Genomic DNA, 23,217 nt, shown 5'->3' with positions numbered 1-23,217 from the left:
TATGCGCCCGCGCCGCTCAATCGCCGCGCTCGCGACCGCCACCGCCGCCGTGACCGTCACGGCGCTCGGCGTCGTACCCACCGCGGCCAGCGCCGCGCCCACCGACCTGTTCATCTCGGAGTACGTCGAGGGTTCGTCGAACAACAAGGCGATCGAGCTGTTCAACGGCACGGGCACCGCCGTCGACCTGGCGGCCGGTGGCTACCAGTTGCAGCTCCACTTCAACGGCTCCACCACGGCCACCACCATCGCCCTGACCGGCAGCGTGGCGGCCGGTGACGCGTTCGTGTTCGCCAGCGCCTCGGCCGGGGCCGCCATCCTCGCCCAGGCCGACCAGACCACCGGGGCGAGCCTCTTCAACGGTGACGACGCGATAGTGCTGCGCCGGGGCAGCACGGTGCTCGACTCGATCGGCCAGGTGGGCGTCGACCCGGGCACCGAGTGGGGCGCCGGCGTCACCAGCACCGCGGACAACACAGTGCGCCGGCTGCCGAGCGTGACGGCCGGTGACACCGACCCGTCGGACGCGTTCGACCCCGCCGCGCAGTGGGCCGGCTTCCCCATCGACACGTTCGACGGGCTGGGCGCGCACACGGTGGACGGCGGTGGCCCGGTCGACGCACCGGCCGCGCTGACGTGTGGCGGGCCGCTGGTCACCGCCGCCGGCACGGCCGCGAGCCGCGAGGTGAGCGCCACCGACCCCGACGACACGATCGTCGACCTGGCGGTGACCGCGATCAGCCCGAGCCCGACCGCCGGCTCGATCAGCCGTACCGCGTTCACTCCCGCCGAAGGGGTGGGCGGCACCGCCCGCGCCACGGTCGGCGTGAGCGCCGACCTCGCCGCCGGGGCGTACACCGTCACCCTCACCTCTACCGACGCGGACGGTGGCACCGCGAGCTGCGCGCTGGCCGTGCAGGTGACCCGGGAGCTGACCGTCGGCGAGGTGCAGGGTCCGACCACCGACAGCGAGTCCGGTCCGAGCGACCGGTCACCGCTCGCACCGGCGAGCGGCAACGGCACGAGCAGCACCCTGTACGACGTACGCGGCGTGATCACCCAGTTGACCCTGGCCCGCACCTCGGCCGGGGCGGAGCAGCACGGCTTCTTCCTGCAGAGCCGCGTCGGTGACACCGACGGCGACCCGACCAGCTCCGACGGCATCTTCGTGTTCATGGGTACGTTCACCTCGCTGATCGGCGGTTACGTGCCGACGGTCGGCGATGAGGTAGTGCTGCGGGCCCGGGTGTCGGAGTACTACAACTTCACCCAGCTCTCCGGCGCGTCGCTGGTCCGCCGGATCGGCGGTGGGCTGGTAGTGGACTCCGCGGTCGCGGTGGCCGACGCGGTGCCGCCGGCCGTTCTGGACGACGCGCAGCGCTTCTGGGAGCGGCACGAGGGCTCCCGGATGCGGGTACGCGCGGGCAGCGGCGCGGTGAGCGGCCGGGACGTCTTCTCCTCCACTGCCGACGCGGAGCTGTGGGTGGTCGACCGCGACGACCCGCTGCTGGACCGCGCCGACCCGTACTCCCGGCGGGTCTTCCGTGATTCGCACCCGCTGGACAACGACCCGACCCGCCGCTTCGACGACGGAAACGGCCAGCGGACGCTGCTCGGCAGCATGGGAGTGAAGGCCACCGCCGGGGACAGCGCCGCGCTGCTCCCGCCGACGCACACCTTCGACACGCTGCGGGCGGACGCGGTGGGCGGGGTCTACTACTCGTTCGAGAAGTACGGCGTCCAGGTCGAGCGGGCGGAGTTCGCCGCCGGGGCCGACCCGTCGAAGAACAACCCGCCCAAGCCGGCCGACCGGTCGCAGGAGGTGGCAGTGGCCACCTACAACGTGGAGAACCTGTACGACTACCGCGACGACCCGTTCGACGGCTGCGACTTCGCCGGGAACGCCGGCTGCGTGGGCGTCACCCCGCCGTTCGACTACGTCCCGCACAGCGAGACGGAATACCGCGAGCAGCTTGCCGCGCTCGCCGACCAGATCGTCACCGACCTGCACGCACCGGACCTGATCCTGGTGCAGGAGGCCGAGGACCAGGACATCTGCGCGGTCTCCGGGGCGACGCTGAGCTGCGGCGACACCAACAACGCCGATGGCGCTCCGGACAGCATCCAGGAGTTGGCGCTCACTGTCGCGGCGGCCGGTGGGCCCGCGTACGCCGCCGCCTATGACCGGACCGGCGCGGACGCCCGCGGTATCACCGCAGCTTTCCTGTATCGCACGGACCGGGTGTCGCTGGCGGCCGCGACGGCGGCGGACCCGCTGTTGGGGTCGGCACCGACCGTTCAGTACCGGGCTGCGGGGCTGCCGGCCAACGCCGACGTGCAGAACCCGAAGGCCCTCAACGCGGTGTTGCCGGCGGATGTGGACACCTCGACCGGTCGGGACGGGAGCAACGTCTTCACCCGTGCCCCGCAGTTGGGCAAGTTCAGCGTGGCCGCGGCGCCCGGCTCGACCGAGCGGTTCACCCTGTACGCCCTCAGCAACCACTACTCCTCCGGCCCGGACAGCCGGGTCGGGCAGCGGCGGGAGCAGGCCCGTTACGGCGCGGCTATCGTCACCGCGATCGAGGCGGCCGACCGGACCGCCCGGGTGGTCTACGGCGGGGACCTGAACGTCTTCCCCCGCCCGGACGATCCGTTGCCCTTTGGGCACCAAGAGCTCAGCGCCACCGGTGACCAGCCCACGCCGTCGGACCAGCTCGCCCCGCTCTACGAGGCGGGCCTGCACAACCTGTGGGACAACCTCGTCGCTGACGTGCCGGCCTCGGCCTACTCGTACAGTTTCGAGGGGCAGGCGCAGACCCTCGACCACCTGTTCGTCAACGACGCGTTCCACGGCGATTTGGTGCAGGTGCGGGCGGCGCACATCAACGCCGACTGGCCGGCGGAGTTCGCCGGTGACGGGTCGCGGGGTTCCAGTGACCACGACCCGCAGGTGGCCCGGTTCCGATCCCGGGCGTCGTTGACAGTGGCCGACTCGGCCGTGGCCGAGGGCAACCAGGGCACTCGGCAGCTCACCTTCACCGCCACCGTGTCTCGGCCGCTCTCTCAGTCAGTGCTGCTCTGCGCCGCCACCGTCGGTCTCACGGCGCAGACGGGTTCGGACTTCGACCCGTACGCCGGCTGCAAGGTCTTGCCCGCCGGGCAGACGTCGGTGGCGTTCCCGGTGTCGGTGCGCGGTGACCGCAAGCGGGAGGCGGACGAGAAGTTGACGCTGCTGGTGGCCGGCGTGCCCGGCCTGCGGCTGGCCGATCCACTCGCGACCGGAACGATCACCAACGACGACTGATCGTGAATGTGGTCGACGACGGCCCGCCGGACCCACCCGGGGCGGCGGGCCGTCGTCTCTCCTGCCTCACTGGTACCGCCAGAGCTGTGGCGGTGGCGGATCGCCGCGGTGCCTGGCTACCCGCACCTCCCATTGGCTGCGCCGACGCATCGCGTCCCGGACCTCCCGATTGCGGTAGAACGTCTCGGGCGGGCGGGCCAGCCCGTAGATGTCCGCCCACCACTCCCCCGGCTCAGGGTCGAGGATGGTGTCCAGGTGCGACGGGTAGCGGCGCCCCGCGCCGTCGCGCGTGTCTTCCCAGTCCCGCATCGGCCTGAGCACCCGGCCGAACTCGTCGACGACGGCCAGCCGACATCCGACGACCCCGACTATCCGGCGGAGCAGCTCAATGCTCGGCACAGTCCGACCGGCCTCGATGCGGCCGATGGTCGCGTGGTGCACTCCCGCCCACCTGGCCAGCTCACGTTGGCTCAGGTCGGCGTGACGACGGACCGCGCGGACGATGCCGACGACCGGCCATGGGGTGTCGGAGGGCTCGCTGAGTATGACTTTCCGCTGCGCGATGCTGGGGCTCGGACCGTCGGGGATCCAGTTGTCGGCGCTGGGTGCTCCTGCACCTGGGGGTGTCGGTGAGTCGTCCATGCCGCCACCGTCCCGGCTCGCTCCGTTCCTCGCAGTCCCGTTCGGCGGGCCTGTGGACAACGGAAGGACCTGTGGACAACCGTGCGTCCGTCACCGCGGGATAGGTGGCTCTCGCATAGCCGGCAAATCCGTGGGCATTGAGCAGCACGTCTCCACCGCGGACGACCAGGGACGCAACCCCTAACCCTTCCCCTTTGCTCTGCACCCCGATATGCACCGGTTGCGGTCCGTAGCCGTCGCATCGGCGGGTGCAGAGCAAAGGCTGGGATGGAGACGTCGGGCCAGGGATCCGCGAGCCAAGACGGCGTCGAGCCAGGGATCAACCAGCCAAGACGGCGTCGAGCCAGGAATCAACCAGCCGAAGCGGCGTCTAGGCCAGGAGTCCGCCAGACGCGGCAGGGAGCCCAGCCGTCACGGCCACGTGCGGTGCCCGCTTCGCCGCGCACACGTCACGAGGGTCCGCGGTCAGCCGACGGTCGCAGGCGGGGCCGCTCAGTAACGCTGGCGGAGCAGGCCGGCGGCCTCGACGGCCCAGTAGGTGAGGATGACCTGCGCGCCGGCCCGCTTGATCGAGGTGAGCGTCTCCAGCATCACCCGCTCGCGGTCGATCCAGCCGTTCGCGGCAGCCGCCTCGACCATCGCGTACTCCCCGGAGACCTGGTAGGCGGCGACCGGGACGTCCACCGCGGCCCGCACCGCCGACACCACGTCGAGGTAGGGCAGCGCCGGCTTGACCATCACCAGGTCCGCGCCCTCGGCCACGTCCAACGCGACCTCGCGCAGCGACTCACGCAGATTGGCCGGGTCCTGCTGGTAGGTGCGCCGGTCGCCCTCCAGCGCCGACTCCACCGCCTCCCGGAACGGGCCGTAGAAGGCGGAGGCGTACTTCACCGCGTACGCCAGCACGGAGACGTCCTGGTAGCCGGCGGCGTCGAGGGCCCGGCGTACCACGCCGACCTGGCCGTCCATCATCCCGGACGGCCCGACCATGCCGACCCCGGCGGCGGCCTGGGCCACCGCCATCTCGGCGTACGCGGCCAGGGTCGAGTCGTTGTCGACCTCACCGTCGGGGGTGAGCAGCCCACAGTGCCCGTGCGAGGTGAACTCGTCGAGGCACAGGTCGCTCATCACCACGGTGGCGTCGCCCACCTCGGCCACCACGTCACGGATGGCGACGTTGAGGATGCCGTTCGGGTCGATGCCACCGGAGCCGGTGGGGTCCCGCTTCTCCGGCACGCCGAACAGCATGATCCCACCGACACCGGCCTGGACCGCCTCGGCCGCCGCCTTGCGCAGCGAGTCCCGGGAGTGCTGGAGCACCCCCGGGAGCGACCCGATGGCGCGGGGCTCGGTCAGCCCCTCCTTGACGAACATCGGCACGACCAGTTCGGCCGGGTCGACCCGGGTCTCTGACACCAGCCGGCGGACCGCCGGGTTGCGGCGCAGCCGGCGGGGCCGGATCTCGGGGTACGACATGGCAGGCCCTCCTCGAACGACTACCGGAAGCGCAGAGCGGTCGGGCCCTGCACCTTCGAGCCACGGCGCTGCTTGGCCGGCATGGCGGCCAGCTTCTCCCGCAGCTCGACGGCGTAGGCGGCGAGCGCCTCCACCAGGTCGGGCACCGAGGCGTGCGGCGGCTGGACGTCGACGCGCAGGCCGAACTCCGTCGCGGTCTCCGCCGTCTTGGGCCCAATGACGGCAACAACGGTCCGGGCGTGCGGCTTCCCGGCGATGCCGACCAGGTTGCGCACGGTGGAGGACGAGGTGAAGAGCACCGCGTCGAATCCGCCCGACTTGATCGCGTCGCGGATCTCGGCGGGCGGCGGAGCGGCCCGCACCGTCCGGTACGCGGTCACGTCGTCGACCTCCCAGCCGCGCTCGGTGAGCCCGGCGGCGAGGGTCTCGGTGGCGATGTCGGCGCGCGGCAGCAGCACCCGGCCCACCGGGTCGAGGATCTCGTCGTGCGGCGAGAACTCGGCCAGCAGGCCCTCCGAGGACTGCTCCCCGGCGGGGATCAGCTCCGGCTGGATGCCGAACGCGCGGACCGCGTCCGCTGTGGCCTCGCCGATGCAGGCGATCTTGACGCCGCCGAAGTGCCGGGCGTCGAGACCGTGCTCGGCGAACTTCTCCCAGACCGCGCGGACCGCGTTCACCGAGGTGAAGATCACCCAGGCGTACCGGCCGTCGACCAGGCCCTTGACCGCCCGCTCCATCTGCGCCGGGGTACGCGGCGGCTCGACCGCGATGGTCGGCACCTCGCACGGGATCGCCCCGTACGCGCGCAGCCGGGCGCTCATCGCGCCAGCCTGCTCCTTGGTACGGGGTACGAGCACCTTCCAGCCGTACAGCGGGCGGTTCTCCCACCAGCTCAGCTTGTCGCGCTGCCCCACGCCGACACCGACGGTGAGCACCACCCGGCCGGTGAAACCGAGCGCGGCGGCCACGAAGCTGTCCACAGTCGACGTGGTCGTGTACTGGGTCTCGCCGGTGCCGTCGCCGGTCACCCCGACGCCAGTGGTGCCGTCGACCCCGGCGGCGAGCAGCCCGTCCCGGACGGCGGCGAGGTCACCGGCGTCCACGGCGAGCGCTAGCGAACCCCGGCCGACGGCCGTGGCCAGCGCCTCGAAGTCCAGTGCGCTGACGTCCTCGACGTCGGCTGCCGTACGCACACCCGGCAGCGGGACCCCGGCGTAGGTGGCCACACCCTCGGCCTGGCCGACGCCGGGCACCACCTCGAAGTGGGCGGCGGTGCGGGCCACCGCCTGCACCTCCTTGACCACCGAGTCGTGCCCGAACGGGTCGCCGGCGACCAGGTGCACCGCGTTGAGCCCGGAGCGGGCCGCGGAGATCAGCACCTTCGCCACGTCCCCCGGCGCGCCCTCGGCCGGGGTGAACTCGGCATCGTCCCTGGCCTCGGCGCGAACGACGGTGAGCAACGACTCCGGGACTCCCCGGTCGTAGATCACCTGGTCGGCGTCGACCAGGGCGTCGTGGGCCCGACGGGTCAGCAGGCCCGGGTCACCGGGGCCAGCCCCGACGAACGCGATACGGCCGACGGGCTTACGGGTGCGGGTCATTCTGTGCTCCCAAATTGCTGGGTCCCCGGGCCGGTGTGTCCTTCGTGGCCGAGGATCGAGTCGGCGCCGAGCTCGAGGAGTTCGGCGGCGAGTGCCTTACCGATCTCCGCCGCGTCGGCGGGCGTTCCGGTGCGGGACAGCCGGAGGTCACGAGTGCCGTCCGGGCTGATCACCGCCCCGCGCAGGTAGATCTCATCGCCGGTCTCGCCTTCGGCGAGTTCGGCATAGGCGGCGACGGGTGCGCTGCACCCGGCCTCCAGGGTTGCCAGAAACGCACGTTCCGCGGTGACTGCGGCACGCGACGGTGCGTGGTCGAGCACGGCGAGCAGCCCGACCAGGTCCTGGTCGTCGACCCGGCACTCCACGGCCAACGCACCCTGAGCGGGAGCGGGCAGCATGAGCATCGGGTCCAGCGACTCGGTGATCACGTCGAGCCGGCCGAGTCGGGCCAGACCGGCCCGGGCCAGGACGACGGCGTCGAGGTCGGCCTCGGGGCCGAGCACGCGCCCCAGGCGGGTGTCGACGTTGCCGCGGATCGGGGTGACCTCCAGTTGCAGGCCGAGGGCATGCAACTGGGCGATCCGGCGCAGCGCGCCGGTGCCCACTGTGGCCCCGGGCGGCAACTCGGCGAGCGTTCGGCCGTCGCGGGCCACCAACGCGTCGCGCGGGTCCTGCCGGGCCGGCACCGCCGCGATGTGCAGCCCACCGGCGGCGGCCGTGGGCAGATCCTTGTACGAGTGCACCGCGAAGTCGATCGTGCCGGCGGTCAGCGCGTCGCGCAGGGCGGAGACGAACACCCCGACGCCCAGCCGGTGCACCGGCGCGTTGGAGCGGTCACCCGCGGTGACCACCTCGACCAGCTCGACGGGGCGGCCGGTGGCGGCGGTCACCGCCTCGGCGACCTGGCCGGACTGGGCCATCGCCAGGGCGCTGCCCCGGGTGCCGAGGCGCAGGGGGGCGGTCATCGCGCACCTCCGGTGGGTGGGGTGGGCTCGGCGGCGTCGGCTCCGGACACCGGGTCGGTGCCGGGGAGCGCCATGCCGAGGTCGGGGGTCAGCACGTCCGGGACGGTGTCCACCGGCGAGGTCTGCGGCACCTCGAGGTCGAACAGCTCGCGCAGCAGTGCCGCGTACTGGTCGCCGCCGGGTTCCGCGGCCAACTGGCGGACCTTGACGGTGGGCTGGTGCAGCAGCCGCTGCACGACCCGGTGCACAGTGCGGGCCACCTCGGCCCGCAGGTCGTCGCCGAGGTCGGGGCGACGCTGGGCGAGTCGGCGCAGCTCGGCGGTGACCACGTCGTCGGCCCGGCCGCGCAGCGCGGCCACTGTGGGTGCCACGTCGGCGCCGCGCAGCCAGGTGAGGAAACCCTCGACCTCGCTGAGGACGATGCGTTCGACGGCTGCGGCGTCGGCAGCCGCCGGACCGTCGGCGAGCAGCGCCGCCATCCGGTCGATGTCGATCACCTCGACACCGGGCAGCTCGGCGACGCCCTCCTCGACGTCGCGCGGAACGGCCAGGTCGAGCAGGACCAGCGGGCCCCGGGACGGGTCGCGTTCGGCCAGCGCCGTGGTGACCACCGACCGGGTGAGGACCGGTTCGGTGGACGCGGTGGCGGCCACTACGATGTCCACTGTGGAGAGGGTGTCGGCCAGCTCGGTCATCGGCGCGGCACTTGCCCCGTACGACTCGGCGAGCCGGACGGCCCGGTCGGCGCCCCGGTTGCTGACGGTGAGCGGCCCGGCGCCCAACCGGGACAGCGTGGCGACCCCGAGCGAACCCATCGCACCGGCGCCGACCACCAGGGCCGGGTGGCCGACGAGGTCGCCGTCGAGGTGCCCGGCGGCCAGCTCCAGGGCGGCGGTGACGACGCTCTGGCCGGCCCGGTCGATGCCGGTTTCGGCGTGGGCCCGCTTGCCGACCCGCAACGCCTGCTGCATCAGCTCGTGCAGCAGCCGGCCGGCCGAGTCGGCGCCGGTGGCCCAGTGGTACGCGTCACGCAGTTGGCCGAGGATCTGCGCCTCGCCCACCACCATCGAGTCCAGACCGGTGGCGACCCGGAAGACGTGGTCCACGGCCGCGGTGTCGTAGTGCACGTACAGGTGGCTGGCGAGCGCGGTCGGCGAGCTGCCGGCCTGCTCAGCCAGCACGGCGCAGATGTCGCCGAGCCCGCCGTGGAAACCGGACACGGCGGCGTAGACCTCCACCCGGTTGCAGGTGGAGACGATCACCGCCTCGGCCACGTACGGCTGGGCGACCAGGCGGTCCAGTGTGCGGGTCAGGTCGGCGGGGGGCACGGCCAGCTGCTCCAGCGTGGCGACCGGGGCGGTCCGGTAGGACGCGCCGACGACGAGCAGTTTCACGTGCCTATCGCCTCCTGGGTGTCGGTGGCCGCGAACCCGCCCGGCAGGGCGGTGAGAGCGGTCCCGCCGGTGGCGGGCAGCGCGGTCAGCGACGCCTTGCGGTGCTCGTGGAAGGACAGAATCTGCAGCTCGATGGCGAGGTCGACCTTGCGCACGTCGACCCCCTCCGGAACCGAGAGTACGCACGGCGCGAAGTTGAGGATGCTCGTCACGCCGACGGCGACCAGTTGGTCGGCGACCTGCTGCGCGGCGGCGGCCGGGGTGGCGATCACGCCGATCGCGAGGGATTCCTCCGCGGCGACCGTCGGCAGATCGTCGACATGCCGGACTACCAGGCCGTTGATCTCCTCACCGACCCGGGAGGGATCGGCGTCGAGCAGTGCGGCGATCCGGAAGCCCCGGCTGGCGAAGCCGTCGTAGCCGGCCAGAGCGTGACCGAGATTACCCACGCCGACCAGGGCGACCGCCCGGCGTTGGGTGAGCCCGAGCACATACTCGATCTGCTCGATCAGCAGCGCGACGTCGTAGCCGACGCCCCGGGTGCCGTACGAGCCGAGGTGGGAGAGGTCCTTGCGGAGCTTGGCGGAGTTGACTCCGGCGGCGGCGGAGAGGCCCTCGCTGGAGACCGTCTCGTGCCCGGCGTCGGCGAGGTTGTGCAGCGCGCGCAGGTACTCCGGGAGCCGAGCGACGGTCGCCTCGGGCAGATCCGGGAGCGTCGGTACGGCACCGGCGCGGCCGGGCGCGCCTGGGTGACGGTGCTGACTCATGAGACTCCGTGCGGTGCGATCCTCGGCCAACTCCGCTGGTCGGCCGTTTGTGGACTCCCGCTGGCGACCGAGGTTGCCGGCTGTGCTAGCAGGGCGCGTCGGAGTCACAGCGTAGGCGCTTGTGAAGACGTGCACAAATCGCGATCTTGTCGCTGCGTGGCGCGACCTCACCAGCCCCTCCATTCCACAAGATCGATTGAACGCCCAGGTCCACCCACGGCCCCGGGCGATTATTGCTCAATCCCGACTTCTCTGACCAATCCCGCGCCGGCCCTGCCCCGGGCCCTCTTCGCGGTGGTAGGGGCAGCACTACGGAGGAGAGGCGGGGTTTCGGGATGGGGACACCGAGCCCAGATGCCTAGCCTTTGAGCATGACCGCCGTTGCCGCCACCAGCGACCGACCGACGCTGGCACCGAGCATCCCCCGCCAGCTCTTCGTCGACTCCGGGTACGTCCTGCTCGGCCTGCCCCTGGGGCTGGCCAGCTTCGTCGTCCTCATCGTCGGCCTCGCGGTCGGCATCGGCCTGGTGGTCACGGTGATCGGCCTGCCGATCCTCAGCGGCACCCTGTACACCGCCCGTGGCCTGGCCGACGTCGAGCGGCTGCGGCTGCCCGCTGTGCTCCACCAGCCCCGGATCCGGCCGCACTACCGGCTGCCCGAGGCCGGCGCGAACGCCTGGCGGCGGATCTTCGTACCGATGCGGGACGCCCAGTCCTGGCTCGACCTTGCGCACGGCATCCTGCGGCTGATCGCGGCGGCGGGCACCTTCGTGGTGACGCTGTCCTGGTGGGCCGCGGCGATCGCCGGGTCGCTCTACTGGGCGTACGACTGGGCCCTGCCCCGGGCCGACGGCGAGGGTGATCAGGACCTGGCGCAGCTGCTCGGCCTGGGCGACTCGACCACCGCCCGGATCGGCCTGTACACCGCGCTCGGGGTGTTCTTCCTGATCACCCTGCCGATCGTGGTGCGGGGCTGCGCGCTGCTCCAGGCCAGCTTCGCCAAGGCGATGCTGACCGGGGTTGCCGAGATGCGCGACCGGATCACAGTGCTGGAGGAGCAGAAGCGGGCCGCCGTCTCCGCCGAGGCCTCCGCGCTACGCCGGTTGGAACGTGACATTCACGACGGCCCCCAGCAGCGCCTGGTCCGGCTGGCGATGGACCTCAGCCGGGCCCGGATGCAGCTCGCCTCGGACCCGGAGGCCGCCGGCCGCACCATCGACGAGGCGGTCACCCAGACCCGGGACACGCTGGCCGAGCTGCGGGCGCTGTCCCGGGGCATCGCGCCGCCGATCCTGGTCGACAGGGGCCTGCCCAGCGCTCTCGCGGCTATCGCCGGCCGCGGGCTGATCCCGATCGAGCTCCAGGTGGACCCGCAGCTCGGCACCCCGGCCGGACGGCTCGACCCGGCGGTGGAGAACACCGCGTACTTCGTGGTGTCCGAGGCGTTGACCAACGTCGCCAAGCACAGCCGGGCCACCGAGGCCACCGTGGCCGTGGCCCGGCGGGACACCCGCCTGCAGGTGCGGGTCGGCGACGACGGGCAGGGCGGCGCGCACCTGGCCAAGGGGCACGGGCTCGCCGGCATCGCCGACCGGGTCCGGGCCGCCGGTGGCGAACTGGTGGTGGTCAGCCCGACCGGCGGCCCCACCGAGGTCCGCGCCGAGCTTCCCCTGTGAGCGCGAGGAGTGAGCCGGGTTTGCGAGCCCCGCAGTCGCGAACAAACGAGATGCTGTGACCGGTCCGGCACCGCGCCGAGCCCGCACGACGGGCCGGACGTGGTAGACAACACAGCCATGCGCATCGTGATCGCCGACGACGCCGTCCTGCTCCGGGAGGGGCTGGTCCGGCTGCTGACCGAGAGCGGGCACCAGGTGGTGGCCGCCGTCGGGGACGGTGACGCCCTGGTCGAGGCGGTGGTCGAGCACCGGCCCGACGTGTCGATCGTCGACGTCCGGATGCCGCCGTCGCACACCGACGAGGGGCTGCGGGCTGCGGTGGAGGCGCGCCGGCTGGTACCGCGTACGCCGATCCTGGTGCTCTCCCAGTACGTCGAGGTGTCGTACGCCGATGATCTGCTCGCCACCACCGGCGGCGCCGGCGGCGGGATCGGCTACCTGCTCAAGGACCGGGTGGCCGCGATCGACGAGTTCCTGGACGCGCTGCGGCGGGTGGCGGGCGGCGGCACGGTGCTCGACCCGGAGGTGGTCGGTCAGCTCTTCGCCCGGCGGCGCCGGGACGACCCGCTGCGCGAGCTGACCCCCCGCGAGCGCGAGGTGCTCGCGCTGATGGCCGAGGGGCGTTCGAACACCGCCATCGCGCGCGCCCTGGTGGTCAGCGACGGCGCCGTGGAGAAGCACGTGCGCAACATCTTCACCAAGCTCACCCTCCCGCCGGACACCGAACAGCACCGGCGGGTGCTGGCCGTCCTCACCTATCTGCGGAACTGACCTCCCGGGCCAGGGCAACCGCGTCGGTGAGGGTGTCGGCCACCGGGTGACCGGAGGCGCGCAGCCGGGCCGGGTCGGTGAACCCGCCGGTGTAGAGCACGGCACGGCCACCCACCGCGAGCGCCGCGTCCGCGTCGTCGATGGAGTCGCCGATCAGCACCACCGAGGCACCGTCCACGCCCAGTTCGGCCAGATGCTGCTGGAGCGACTCGGCCTTGTGGCCGCCGCCGACAGTGGCCCGCAGCCCGTCGACGCGGGTGAAGTGACCGGTCAACCCGTACGTGTGCACTGTCGGGACCAGCTCCTCGTGGAACCACATGGAGAGCAGGCTCTGGCTGCCCGGCCAGGCCGCCATCGCGTCGCGCGCGTCGGCAGCCAGCTCACAGGTGGTCAACCCGGTGCGGTACGCGTCGTGGAAGATCTTGTCCAGTCGGCCGAACTCGTCGTCGTCCACGGCCTGCCCGAGCACCTCGGCGTAGTACTCGGCGATCGGCCTGCGGAATCGCACCCGGTGCTCTTCGGGGGTGACCGTCGGCCCACCGAAGCTCGCGAACACGACGTTGGTGGCGGACACCACCAGGCTGAGGTCGTTGAGCAGGGTGCCGTTCCAGTCCCAGACGAGGTGCGGGAGCGCAGAGGTCATCAGAGCACCATAGGCACCCGTCAGAGCTGCGGCGTGGTCAGGTCCCGCAGCAGCCGGTCCTCCTCGACCCGCCAGTAGCCGTGCTCCTTGCCGTCGAGCATCACCACCGGCAGCCGGTCCCCGTACTCCCGCTCCAACCCCTCGTCGCCGGTGACGTCCCACTCGACCCACTTGTCGCCGGTGACCGCGACCACCCGGTCGAGCGCCGCCTTGGCGTCGTCGCACAGGTGGCAGCCGGGTCGGGTGATCAGGGCGAGTCGGGCGTCACTGGCCATCGGTTACCTCCGTGCGGTCGGTCGGCGTCGCCGACCGGAGTTGGGTCTTGCGTACCTTGCCGATCGCCGAGTGCGGCAGGGCGTCGACGAACTCGACAGCGGTCGGGCACTTGAACCGGGCCAGGTTCCGTGCGCAGTGGGCGAGCAACTCCTCGCTGGTCACCGGTCGGCCCTGCACCGGCACCACGTACGCCCGCACAGTCTCGCCGGTCCGCGGGTGCGGCACACCCAGTACCGCCGACTCGACCACCCCGGGGTGCCCGGCGAGCACCAGCTCGACCTCGTGCGGATAGACGTTGAACCCGTTGACCAGGATCAACTCGCCGAGCCGGTCGACCAGGAAGAGGTCCCCGTCCTCGTCGGCGTACGCGATGTCACCGGTGCCCCACCAACCCTCGGCGTCCGGGCCGCCCCGACCGTCGGGCCAGTAGCCGGTGAAGAGGTTGGGGCCGGACACCACGATCTGCCCCGGGTCGGTGCCCGGCGCCACGTCGGAGATGTCCAGCTCGTCCGGGTCGTCGTCGGGGACGGTCAGCCCGTCGCGCCACAGCTCCGTCCCGTCGGCGCCGACCAGGCGTAGCCGCACCCCGGGCAGCGGCCGGCCGATCGAACCCGGCTTGGCCACGCCGCCGACCAGGGTGGAGGTGAGCACCGGCGCGGTCTCGGTGAGGCCGTACCCGATGTGCACCTGATGCCCGGTGACCTCCGCGAAGCGCGCCGCGACAGCGGGTTCGAGCGGTGCCGCGCCGCAGACCGCTACCCGCACCGCCGCGGTCGCCGCGCGGGCCGTGGCCGCGCCGGCCCAGGTCAGGAACATCGACGGTACGCCGACCAGCACGCTGACCCGGTGCCGCTCGACCTCGTCCAGCCCCGCCGTCGGGCCGGGCTCGTCGAGCAGCACACCGGTCGCGCCGTGGTGCACGACCGCGCCGAGCCCCGAGTTGAGCCCGTACGCGTGGAACAGCGGCAACGCCAGGAGAACAGTGTCGGTCGGCCCGACCACCGGCGGTTCGATCTCCGCGACCTGTTCGTGGTTGGCGAGCAGCGCCTGGTGCGAGAGCATCGCCCCCTTGGGTCGCCCCTCGGTGCCGGAGGTGTAGAGCAGTACAGCCAGGTCAGCGCCGCCGCGTCGAGGGCGGAATGCCGGTCCGGGCGCCTCGGCGGTCGGTGGCGTGCCGTACACCGAGGCGAGTGCGGGCAGTTCGGCGGCCACGTCGGCGACCAGCGCTCGAACGTGGTCGGTGGCGATGAGCACCGACGCGCCGGAGTCGGCCAGCACGTGCCGCAGCTCCGGGGCGGTGAGGCCGGGGTTGACCGGCACGGTGACCAGCCCGGCGCGGAGGGCGCCGAGCCAGGCGATCACGAAGTCCGGCGTGTTGGGCAGCGCGATGGCGACGCGTGGCGGCGTACCGCCGGGGTCGGTGGGTGGCGCTGCGGCGGACAGGCCGCGCGCGGCGGCGTCCACCGCGGCGTCCAGTTCGGACCAGCTCACTGTGTGCTCACGCCAGTGCAGCGCGGGCCGGTCGGCGCGGTCGAGAGCCGCCCGGCGGACCCGGTCGGCGATGTTCGGCGCGGGGCTTTCCGAGGCGTCCTGCACGGTGATCGAGTCTGGCACAGCGGACAGCGACGGGCCACGCCCGATGGTGGGGCCCACGCCCGGAGGGCGACACCGCGACAGTCCCATGTACGGGACTGTCCGGTGTGCCACCGGCGATCCGATCAGGTCCTGTCGATGGGACGTGCGACGCTGACCACAGGCAGTTCGGCCGCCACCGTCCGGCCGCCCGGCGCGTCGGGTCGGCCGAATGGTGGTAAGCCTCCGACCTGGGGATCCACCCTGGAACACCCGACCGGCGGAAAGTCAATCGCACACGACGGACAACCGGTCCGCCACCGGTGCGACGGAGCGGGAAATACTTCCGCCTTGTGTAACGGACTTGCCACGCGCGGGTGACGTTGGCCCTATCATCACTCGGGTCGGCTCACCCCATTTGCCGTGAGTCGACACCCCTCAGCCCGAGGAGGCCCCCGTGCCTGTGAGCGCATTGGACCAGCACCTCCAGGGGAATTGCCGCCCGTCGGCAACTCCCGTGACCGTCCTGCCCGACCGGTCAACCGGTCGGTCCGCCCCGACGAGACCTAGACCGGCCCGCCCGGCGACCGACGGGACGGGGGCAACACGGTGACCACCTTCGGTTACGCGGAACGCCCGGTCGGCCTGACCGGTCAACCCGCCCGCTCCCACGTGAACGAGCGGCCAGCGGCCCGTGCCCCATCGGACGAACAGCACGGCGGCGTCGTGCGGGGTGACGGCGCGGCGCAGCGGATCCGCAGCCGGCCACACCACAACGAGCCACCGCCGCGACCCGCGGTGCCCGGTGGCAACGCGAAGCCGGCCGGCGGCCGGGTCGCCGTACCGTCTCGACCCACAATGCCTGTGCAGGGTCGTCGGGTAGCCGACACACCGGCGGTCACCACCGACCCGGCGGCGGGTGAGACAGCGGTGATCCCGGCGGTGCCGGCCACCACCGCGACCACCCCGACCGGTTTCCCGAGCCGCCCGGACCCGTCCGACCCGGCAACCGAGGTCTGGACGCTGATCGAGCGGGCCCAGGCCGGCGAGTCCGAGGCGTTCGGTCTGATCTACGACCGCTACGTGGACACCGTCTTCCGGTTCGTCTACTTCCGGGTCGGCAACCGGCAACTCGCCGAGGATCTCACCTCGGACACCTTCCTGCGCGCGCTCAAGCGGATCGGCAGCTTCACCTGGCAGGGCCGCGACCTCGGCGCCTGGCTGGTGACCATCGCCCGCAACCTCGTCGCGGACCACTTCAAGTCGGGCCGGTACCGGCTCGAGGTCACCACCGGCGACGTCCTCGACGCCGACCGGGAGGACCGGGGCCCGGAGGGCAGCCCGGAGGCGGCGGTGGTGGAGCACATCACCAACGTCGCGCTCCTCACCGCCGTGAAGCAGCTCAACCCGGAGCAGCAGGAATGCATCGTGCTCCGCTTCCTCCAGGGCTTCTCGGTCGCCGAGACGGCCCGCGCGATGGGCAAGAACGAGGGAGCCATCAAGGCCCTCCAGTACCGCGCCGTCCGCGCCCTGGCCCGGCTGCTGCCCGACGGCTTCCAGCCGTAGTTTGTTACGGCGGGACCGACGGGCGTCGATCAACGTCCGCACAGCTCAGAGTCGGTCCCGCCCGGTGATGCCCATCACTTTCTGTAATTTCCGCTCCGCCAGGCCCGTAACCCGTGCCCCGTCCGCCGCGTTTCTCCGGGTGCGACCGGTGGATGTCCCGGCAGGCCCGGGTCACCGAGGTCCGACCGGCATGCCGGCGGCACCTCACCTCCGTGGTGTCACACTGCCGCCCGGTCGCTGGCAACGACGGCGGCCGACCGGCCGTGACCAGCGAGAGGAGGTGCCTGCGGTGGACAACACCCTCTTCTCCCGCCGGCGCGCGGAGCGCTTCGCGCAGCTTCTCGACGAGGCCAACGGCGCTCGACGACACCACGTGCGATCCCGGGTGGACGGCCAACTGGCGCCGCTCGTCGCAGTGGGTCAGCGGCTCAGCGTCGACCCCCCGGCTGTCGAGGTGGACCAGGACTTCCGTACCGGCCTGCGGGCGATGCTGCTCGCAACCGCCGAGCGGGAAGGGCTGGGCAGCACACCAGCGGCGGTCAGCGAACCGGCCGCCACGAACACCCGCGGGCGGCTACTGCCGGCCGTCACCGCACGGCGGGCCCGAGCCCGGGGCGCGATCCTGGTCGGCATCGCCGCCGGGGCCATCGCCGTCTCCGGGATCTCCGCCGCCAGCGAGAACGCGGTGCCCGGTGACGCGCTGTACGGCATGAAGCGCTCCACCGAACGGGCACAGCTCGCCCTGGCCAGCTCCGACATCAGCAGGGGCCAACTCTTCCTGGACTTCGCCCGGACCAGAGTCGGCGAAGCCGCCAAGCTGCGCGGCGACCGGATCGGCTACAGCGCGGTCCTCGACGACATGGACGCCGACAGCCGGCAGGGAGTCCGCCTGCTGACCTCGGCCGCTGTGCAGCGGGCCGAGCCGGGCAGCCTGGACACTCTCAACACCTTCGTGTCGAGCCAGCGCCGGGCCGTACGCGGTCTGCTCGACGGGAGCACCCGGGTCGACCGGGAACGGACCCAGCGGTCGCTGGTGTTGCTGGACGGCATCCGGGAACGCTCGGACGACCTGCGCGCGGCGATCGCCTGCGGCCTGCCGGCACCGACCGCCAGCGACGCCCTCGGGCCGAACCCGGGCACCTGCCCCGGGGCCCGCTGACCCGCGTCCCCATACCGCACGTCCGACCGGCCGCGCCACAGTTCGCTGTGTGCCCGGCCGGTCGCCCGTCTACGGCGGATACCCTCGCGGGGGAGCATCCGTCGTACCGGTGAGGAAGGGATTCGCGTGGCGCGTAGCCGTAAGGTGACGGTCAGCACCGACGCCGAGGGGCACACCGCAGCCTGGGCGGAGACCGACCTGGCCCCGGTGAGCGCACCCGACCCGACCGGCGCGGCGTTCTTCGACGTGGACAACACGATGATGCAGGGCGCGTCGATCTACTGGTTCGCCCGTGGTCTCGCCTCCCGAAACTACGTGACCACCGCCGACCTGGCCCGATTCGCCTGGCAGCAGCTCCGCTTCCGGCTGCTGGCCCGGGAGCACGCCGGTGACATGTCAGTGGCCAAGGAGGCGGCGCTGGCCTTCGTCCAGGGCTGGCGGGTCAACGAGGTCGAACACCTCGCCGAGGAGATCTTCGACGAGATGATGGCCCCCCGGATCTGGGCCGGCACCCACCAGCTCGCTCAGCGTCACCTGGACGCCGGTCAGCGGGTCTGGCTGGTCAGCGCCGCCCCCGTCGAGATCGGCCGGGTGATCGCCGCCCGGCTCGGCCTGACCGGTGCCATCGGCACTGTGGCCGAGGTGCTGGACGGGGCGTACACCGGGCGGTTGGTGGGTGACCTGATGCACGGGCCGGCCAAGGCCGAGGCGGTCACCCAGCTCGCCGCCGTGGAAGGGCTCGACCTGTCCCGCTGCGCGGCCTACAGCGACTCGGCGAACGACCTGCCGCTGCTCTGCGCGGTGGGCCGGGCAGTGGCCGTCAACCCGGACGGCGCCCTGCTGCGGCAGGCCCGCCAGCACGGCTGGGAGGTGCGGGACTTCCGCACCGGCCGCCGAGCGGTCAAGATCGCCGTACCGTCGACCGCGGCCGCCGGGCTGGTCGCGGGCGCGGTCACCGCCGGACTGGCCCTACAGCGCCGCCGCCGCGCCGGCTGAGACGCCCGCCCAGGGCGGGTGCCAAAGCGTCAGGTCGGCTGAGGCCCCTAAGGGCCGAACGGGTCGGGCCGTCGCTCCAGCAGCGTGTGCAGGGTCTGCTGGATGGTCTCCCGCACCTGGTCGGCGAGGTTGAAGACCACCAGCGGGTCGTCCGCCGAGTCGGTCAGGTGTGCGGTGGGAATCGGCGGGCAGAACTCGATCAGCCACTTGCTGGGCAGCGGCACCATGCCCAGCGGGCCGAGCAGCGGGAACGTCGGCGTGACCGGGAAGTAGGGCAGCTTCAGCAGCCGCGCCAGGGGCTTGATGTCGGCGAGCATCGGGTAGATCTCCTCGCCGCCGACGATGGCGACGGGCACGATCGGGGTGCCGGTGCGCAGCGCCGCCGAGACGAACCCGCCCCGCCCGAAGCGTTGCAGTTTGTAACGGTCGGCGTAGAGCTTGCCGATGCCCTTGAAGCCCTCGGGGAACACACCGACCAGATCGCCGCCGCCGAGCAGCCGCTCGGCGTCCGGGTTACAGGCCACAGTGCCGCCGGTCTTGCGGGCCAACTCGGAGACCACCGGCATCCGGAAGACCAGGTCGGCGCCGAGCAGCCGCAGGTAGCGATGGGCGGGATGCTTGTCGTGCAGCGCCGCCGAGAGGATCAGGGCGTCCAGTGCCACCGTCCCGGAGTGGTTGCCGACCACCAGGGCGGGCCCGTCCACGGGGACGTGCTGCACCCCACTGACCTCGGTGCGGAACCAGTCCCGGTAGAGCAGCCGCAGCAGTGGGTGGAAGACCGCGTCGGTCAACTCCGCGTCGAAACCGAACTCGTCGACCTCGTAGTCACCGGAGAGCCGCCGGCGCAGGAACGCCAACCCGTTCGCGACCTTGCGGTCCCAGTGGTCCCCGGGCCGGTCCGACACCACCGGCTCGGTGCCGCCGGGCAACGCGGCGTCGACCTCGCCGGCCGGCGTCCGAGCCGGGGTCGGGGTCGGGGTCGGGGTCGGCGGTGCGCTGGAGACCGGCGGTGCGGTCGGGGTCGGCGCGGCCTGCGCGGCCGGTCGATGTCCGTTGCGCCGCGCCGGTTCCGCGTCCGGCGCGGGCACCTGCTGCGGTACGTCGAAACGCCCGACCGACTGCGGGTCGCGCCCCTCCTCCGGCCCACTCATGATGCCGCCTCGGTTCGCGGATGCGGGGCTCGCAAGACCGGCTCGCTCCTCGCGCTCACGATGACCGCTCCCGGACCGCTGAGCGGACCTGCCGGATGCCGTCCAGGACGAGTTGCTCGGCGGCGGCCAGCTGATCCCGGGTGACCACCACCCCACCATGATGGGCGCGGATGAAGTCCTCGAACGCCTCGGCGGTCGACCGGGGTGTGAAGCCGTACTCCTGCTCGAGCCGGCTGGTGTCGACCACCCGGCCGTGCACGAAGAGGTCGACCTGGTCCAGGCCGTAGCGGCCGAAGCCCATGGTGCGGGCCAGCGCGGCGGCCCCGGAGAGACCCGGCTCCAGCACCGGGACGGCGACCCGTCCGGCGCGCCGGATCGCCTGGGACAGCGACAGCACCCCGGGGCCGGCGACGTTGTACGTGCCGGGATGGTCCTCCACGATCGACCGGTGCAGCACCTCCAACGCGTCGTCGAAGTGCAGGAACTGCAGGCGGGGATCACGGCCGAAGACGGTCGGCACGAACGGCTGCGAGAAGTAGCGGGTCAACGTGGTGTCGGCGGTCGAACCGATGAACGGGGCGAAACGCAGCACCGTGGCGGTGACGTCGGACCGGCGGCGGCGGAAGCCGCGCACGTACCCCTCGAGGTCGAGGATGTCGCGGCCGAAACCGCCGCGCGGCACCTCGCGGGGTTCGGTTTCCTCGGTGAAGACCGCCGGATCCCGGAACGACACCCCGTACGCGGCTGTCGACGAGCGGACCACGAGCTTGCGCAGTCGGGGTGCCCGCTGGCAGGCGGCGAGCATCTGCATGCTGCCGATGACGTTCTGGTCCTTCATCGCGGACCGGCCGCCGTGCTGCGGGTCGGGTGAGGTGACGAGCGCGAGGTGCACGACCGCGTCGACGTCCAGGTCGGCGAGGAGGCCACCGAGGGAACCGCTGTCGACGCGGATGCGTTCGACCCGGTCCAGCAGGTCGGTGAACTCGGTGCCGGAGTCCGGTGCGTCGACGCCGATGACCCGTTCGATGCGCGGGTCGGCGGCCAGTCGGGCCGCCACGTGGGCGCCCAGGTAACGGCCCACTCCGGTGACGACGACGACCCCCGGAGCACCTGAGGTGCCACCGGGGGTCATCTGACGCACCTACGCCGGCAGGATGGACCGAGCCGGGACGACCACGGCCTGATCACCTGAGCCTCCGGAGGTCGACAGTTTGGCAAGTGACGCCGAACGCCGGGCCGACAGCCCGGCGGCGATCACTTGCCGAGACGGCGACGCTGGACGCGGGTCTTGCGCAGCAGCTTGCGGTGCTTCTTCTTAGCCATGCGCTTACGGCGCTTCTTGACCACCGAGCCCATACGACAGCCTTTCGATACAACGTGCGGGGCGGACCGGATGACACCACGCAGGTGGCGACGGCGACCGCTTGCGGACAACGGACCGGACCAGTCTGGGCGGCGGGGCGCACCGGTGGGGTCTCGGTCGGGCTCCAGGGTAGCCGGAGGGCGTCAGCCGGACCAACGCGCCCCCGTCGCGACCGCCTCCGGTTCGCGACCGCGGGGCCCGCGAGCTCACTCCTTACGCCCACCGATGCCGGTCAGCCGGCGATCGGAGGGCGGGGCGGTGGCTCAGGCGGTCTCCTGAAAGGCACCCCGCAGATATTCGTGCACCGCATGCTCGGGCACCCGGAATGACCGGCCGACCCGGACGGCGGTGAGCTCACCGCTGTGCACCAGGCGATAGACAGTCATCTTTGACACCCGCATGACCGTCGCCACCTCCGCGACGGTCAGGAACTTGACCTCCGACAGCCGTCCGTCGGACTGTGACCCGGCCATGGCTCACCGACCCATCCCATGCCCGGCGCGTGCCAACCCGACGGATGCTCCGGGCCGGGCCGGCGACGCGCGTGTTACCAGTACGGTAGCGGGGCGGTTGTGACCGGCGCGATCCCTTCCTGCAACTGATCATGTTTCGGTGGCCGGTTCACCCGGTCCGCGCTCCCGGTATCCGCCCGTGCGCGCCGGTCGTCCGGTTGTTCCGGCGCTGCTCATTCGGTGCGCAGCGCGACCACCGGGTCGAGACGGCCGGCGCGCTGCGCGGGAACCACACCGAAGACGATGCCCACGACCGCCGACACCCCGAAGGCGAGCGCCAACGACCACCAGGTGATCGCCGCCGGAATTGGCGACAGCGCGTCGACCAGCAGGGCGGTTCCCACGCCCAGCGCCATCCCGGTGAGCCCGCCGATCGTGGTGAGCAGCACCGCCTCCAGCAGGAACTGCACGCCGATGTCGCGGGGACGTGCCCCGACGGCCTTGCGCAGCCCGATCTCCCGGGTCCGCTCCCGGACGCTGACCAACATGATGTTGGAGACGCCGACTCCGCCGACGAGCAGCGAAATGCCGGCGATGGCCGCCAGCACGCCGGTGAGGACACCGAGGATGTCGCCGAGCACGCCGAGGATCTGCTGCTGGGTGACGGCGCTGAACTCGGTGTCCGGGTGACGGCGGTTCAGCTCGGCGACGATCCGTTCGCCCAGCTCGTCGATCCGCTCCCGGTCCGGCGCCTTCACCGCGATGCCGTCGACCCGCTGGGTGCCCCAGAGTCGTTGCGCTGCGGTCACCGGCACGTGCACCTCGTCGTCCCGGTCGACGCCGAGGCTCTGCCCGAGGGGCGCGAAGACCCCGATCACCCGGAACCGCACCCCGGCCAGCGCCACCTGCTGGCCGAGCGGGTCCCGGTCGGGGAAGAGCGCACGGGCGACCGAGTCACCGAGCACCGCCACCCGTCGGCTGGTGTCCACGTCGGTGCCGGTGAGGTACCGTCCCCGCGCCAGCGAGCGGGTGAACACCGCCGGGGTCGTCTCCAGGACGCCCTGCACCGTGGTGAAGTCGGAACGGGCGCCGGCCCGCGCTGTCGCCCCGGAGGCGACGGTGACCGCCACCCGATCGGGGTCGCCGACCACCCGGGTGACGGCGTCCACGTCCTTGAGGGTCAGCGGCGAGACGACCGGCGCGTTGCCCACCTCGATCCGGCCGGGGACGACCAGCAGCAGGTTGGAGCCGAGGCCCTCGACCTGTTGCTCGACCTTCTGTTTGGTGCCGGTGCCGATGGCCACCAGCAGCACCACCGAGGCCACCCCGATGATCACCCCGAGCATGGTCAGCGCGCTACGCAGCCGGTTGGCCCGCAGGGCGTCCAGCGCCACCCGCCATGCCTCGGCGACCCTCACGCCGTACCCCCGGGTCGGTCGGCTT

The 23,217-nt window shown here is 72.4% G+C and carries 20 protein-coding genes; 6 read left to right on the top strand and 14 right to left on the bottom strand.

All coding sequences use genetic code 11. From position 1 onward, the window contains the following. The first annotated feature begins 1 nt into the window (after position 1). A complete protein-coding gene (locus tag KBX08_RS09715; RefSeq protein ID WP_210782558.1) occupies positions 2-3,304 on the top strand; it encodes a lamin tail domain-containing protein in 3,303 nt (1,100 codons plus the stop codon). 66 nt (positions 3,305-3,370) lie between these two features. Here the strand turns inward: KBX08_RS09715 and KBX08_RS09710 are convergent, their stop codons facing one another. The 6 genes from KBX08_RS09710 to KBX08_RS09685 all read right to left on the bottom strand — a co-directional run bounded on the left by KBX08_RS09710 (position 3,371) and on the right by KBX08_RS09685 (position 10,149). Continuing rightward, entirely contained in the window at positions 3,371-3,946 is a 576-nt protein-coding gene (locus tag KBX08_RS09710) for a helix-turn-helix transcriptional regulator (protein WP_210782556.1), read from the bottom strand. Positions 3,947-4,438: 492 nt separating this feature from the next. Next, the gene (hemB, locus tag KBX08_RS09705) at positions 4,439-5,422 is read right to left on the bottom strand and encodes a porphobilinogen synthase (protein ID WP_210782554.1); all 984 of its coding nucleotides are present in this window, start codon (positions 5,420-5,422) and stop codon (positions 4,439-4,441) included. A gap of 20 nt (positions 5,423-5,442) precedes the next feature. Further along, positions 5,443-7,023 carry a uroporphyrinogen-III synthase gene (locus tag KBX08_RS09700; RefSeq protein WP_112584249.1) on the bottom strand — a complete coding sequence of 527 codons (1,581 nt, stop codon included), beginning with the start codon at positions 7,021-7,023 and terminating at the stop codon, positions 5,443-5,445. Then, on the bottom strand, positions 7,020-7,988 hold the full coding sequence (gene hemC / locus KBX08_RS09695; RefSeq protein ID WP_210782552.1) for a hydroxymethylbilane synthase: 969 nt from the start codon (positions 7,986-7,988) through the stop codon (positions 7,020-7,022). Before hemC ends, KBX08_RS09700 begins: the two co-directional genes overlap by 4 nt. Next, positions 7,985-9,382 (bottom strand): glutamyl-tRNA reductase, encoded by a 1,398-nt coding sequence (locus KBX08_RS09690; RefSeq protein WP_210782549.1) that lies wholly within the window; start codon positions 9,380-9,382, stop codon positions 7,985-7,987. Before KBX08_RS09690 ends, hemC begins: the two co-directional genes overlap by 4 nt. Beyond that, the gene (locus tag KBX08_RS09685) at positions 9,379-10,149 is read right to left on the bottom strand and encodes a redox-sensing transcriptional repressor Rex (RefSeq protein ID WP_210782547.1); all 771 of its coding nucleotides are present in this window, start codon (positions 10,147-10,149) and stop codon (positions 9,379-9,381) included. Before KBX08_RS09685 ends, KBX08_RS09690 begins: the two co-directional genes overlap by 4 nt. A gap of 371 nt (positions 10,150-10,520) precedes the next feature. On the opposite strand from KBX08_RS09685, the gene KBX08_RS09680 reads away from it, so the two are divergent. Then, positions 10,521-11,825 (top strand): sensor histidine kinase, encoded by a 1,305-nt coding sequence (locus tag KBX08_RS09680; protein WP_210782545.1) that lies wholly within the window; start codon positions 10,521-10,523, stop codon positions 11,823-11,825. Between the two features lie 117 nt (positions 11,826-11,942). Next, on the top strand, positions 11,943-12,596 hold the full coding sequence (locus tag KBX08_RS09675) for a response regulator transcription factor (RefSeq protein ID WP_030329744.1): 654 nt from the start codon (positions 11,943-11,945) through the stop codon (positions 12,594-12,596). Here the strand turns inward: KBX08_RS09675 and KBX08_RS09670 are convergent. From KBX08_RS09670 to KBX08_RS09660, 3 genes are read right to left on the bottom strand one after another with little or no spacing between them, the layout of a single operon-like run. Next, positions 12,577-13,239 carry an HAD family hydrolase gene (locus KBX08_RS09670; protein ID WP_210782543.1) on the bottom strand — a complete coding sequence of 221 codons (663 nt, stop codon included), beginning with the start codon at positions 13,237-13,239 and terminating at the stop codon, positions 12,577-12,579. The genes KBX08_RS09675 and KBX08_RS09670 overlap by 20 nt on opposite strands. 20 nt (positions 13,240-13,259) lie before the next feature. Then, on the bottom strand, positions 13,260-13,514 hold the full coding sequence (locus KBX08_RS09665; protein WP_030490173.1) for a glutaredoxin family protein: 255 nt from the start codon (positions 13,512-13,514) through the stop codon (positions 13,260-13,262). Then, the gene (locus KBX08_RS09660) at positions 13,504-15,111 is read right to left on the bottom strand and encodes an AMP-binding protein (protein WP_307850493.1); all 1,608 of its coding nucleotides are present in this window, start codon (positions 15,109-15,111) and stop codon (positions 13,504-13,506) included. Before KBX08_RS09660 ends, KBX08_RS09665 begins: the two co-directional genes overlap by 11 nt. 585 nt (positions 15,112-15,696) lie before the next feature. On the opposite strand from KBX08_RS09660, the gene KBX08_RS09655 reads away from it, so the two are divergent. The 3 genes from KBX08_RS09655 to KBX08_RS09645 all read left to right on the top strand — a co-directional run bounded on the left by KBX08_RS09655 (position 15,697) and on the right by KBX08_RS09645 (position 18,808). Continuing rightward, complete coding sequence (locus KBX08_RS09655) at positions 15,697-16,653, top strand: ECF subfamily RNA polymerase sigma factor, BldN family (RefSeq protein WP_210782539.1); 957 nt, start codon at positions 15,697-15,699, stop codon at positions 16,651-16,653. Positions 16,654-16,942: 289 nt separating this feature from the next. Then, on the top strand, positions 16,943-17,812 hold the full coding sequence (locus KBX08_RS09650) for a DUF5667 domain-containing protein (RefSeq protein ID WP_210782537.1): 870 nt from the start codon (positions 16,943-16,945) through the stop codon (positions 17,810-17,812). A 126-nt stretch (positions 17,813-17,938) separates the two neighbouring features. Beyond that, the gene (locus KBX08_RS09645) at positions 17,939-18,808 is read left to right on the top strand and encodes an HAD family phosphatase (protein ID WP_210782535.1); all 870 of its coding nucleotides are present in this window, start codon (positions 17,939-17,941) and stop codon (positions 18,806-18,808) included. A gap of 47 nt (positions 18,809-18,855) precedes the next feature. Here the strand turns inward: KBX08_RS09645 and KBX08_RS09640 are convergent, their stop codons facing one another. From KBX08_RS09640 to KBX08_RS09620, 5 genes are all read right to left on the bottom strand, one after another. Beyond that, entirely contained in the window at positions 18,856-19,716 is an 861-nt protein-coding gene (locus tag KBX08_RS09640) for a lysophospholipid acyltransferase family protein (RefSeq protein WP_210782575.1), read from the bottom strand. A gap of 298 nt (positions 19,717-20,014) precedes the next feature. After that, positions 20,015-21,091, bottom strand: coding sequence for an NAD-dependent epimerase/dehydratase family protein (locus KBX08_RS09635; protein WP_210782533.1), 1,077 nt, complete (start codon positions 21,089-21,091; stop codon positions 20,015-20,017). A 122-nt stretch (positions 21,092-21,213) separates the two neighbouring features. Continuing rightward, positions 21,214-21,315, bottom strand: a complete 102-nt coding sequence (locus tag KBX08_RS09630) for a 30S ribosomal protein bS22 (RefSeq protein WP_007465623.1) — start codon at positions 21,313-21,315, stop codon at positions 21,214-21,216. A gap of 270 nt (positions 21,316-21,585) precedes the next feature. Beyond that, complete coding sequence (locus KBX08_RS09625) at positions 21,586-21,795, bottom strand: helix-turn-helix domain-containing protein (RefSeq protein WP_007465625.1); 210 nt, start codon at positions 21,793-21,795, stop codon at positions 21,586-21,588. Positions 21,796-22,007: 212 nt separating this feature from the next. Further along, positions 22,008-23,192 (bottom strand): ABC transporter permease, encoded by a 1,185-nt coding sequence (locus KBX08_RS09620; protein WP_091402733.1) that lies wholly within the window; start codon positions 23,190-23,192, stop codon positions 22,008-22,010. Positions 23,193-23,217: the final 25 nt, after the last annotated feature.

The organism is Micromonospora sp. H61 (assembly GCF_018070325.1).
Taxonomy (GTDB): Bacteria; Actinomycetota; Actinomycetes; order Mycobacteriales; family Micromonosporaceae; genus Micromonospora; species Micromonospora salmantinae.
The sequence above is the reverse complement of the archived record's forward strand: the minus strand, read 5'-3'. Positions and strand labels throughout refer to the sequence as shown.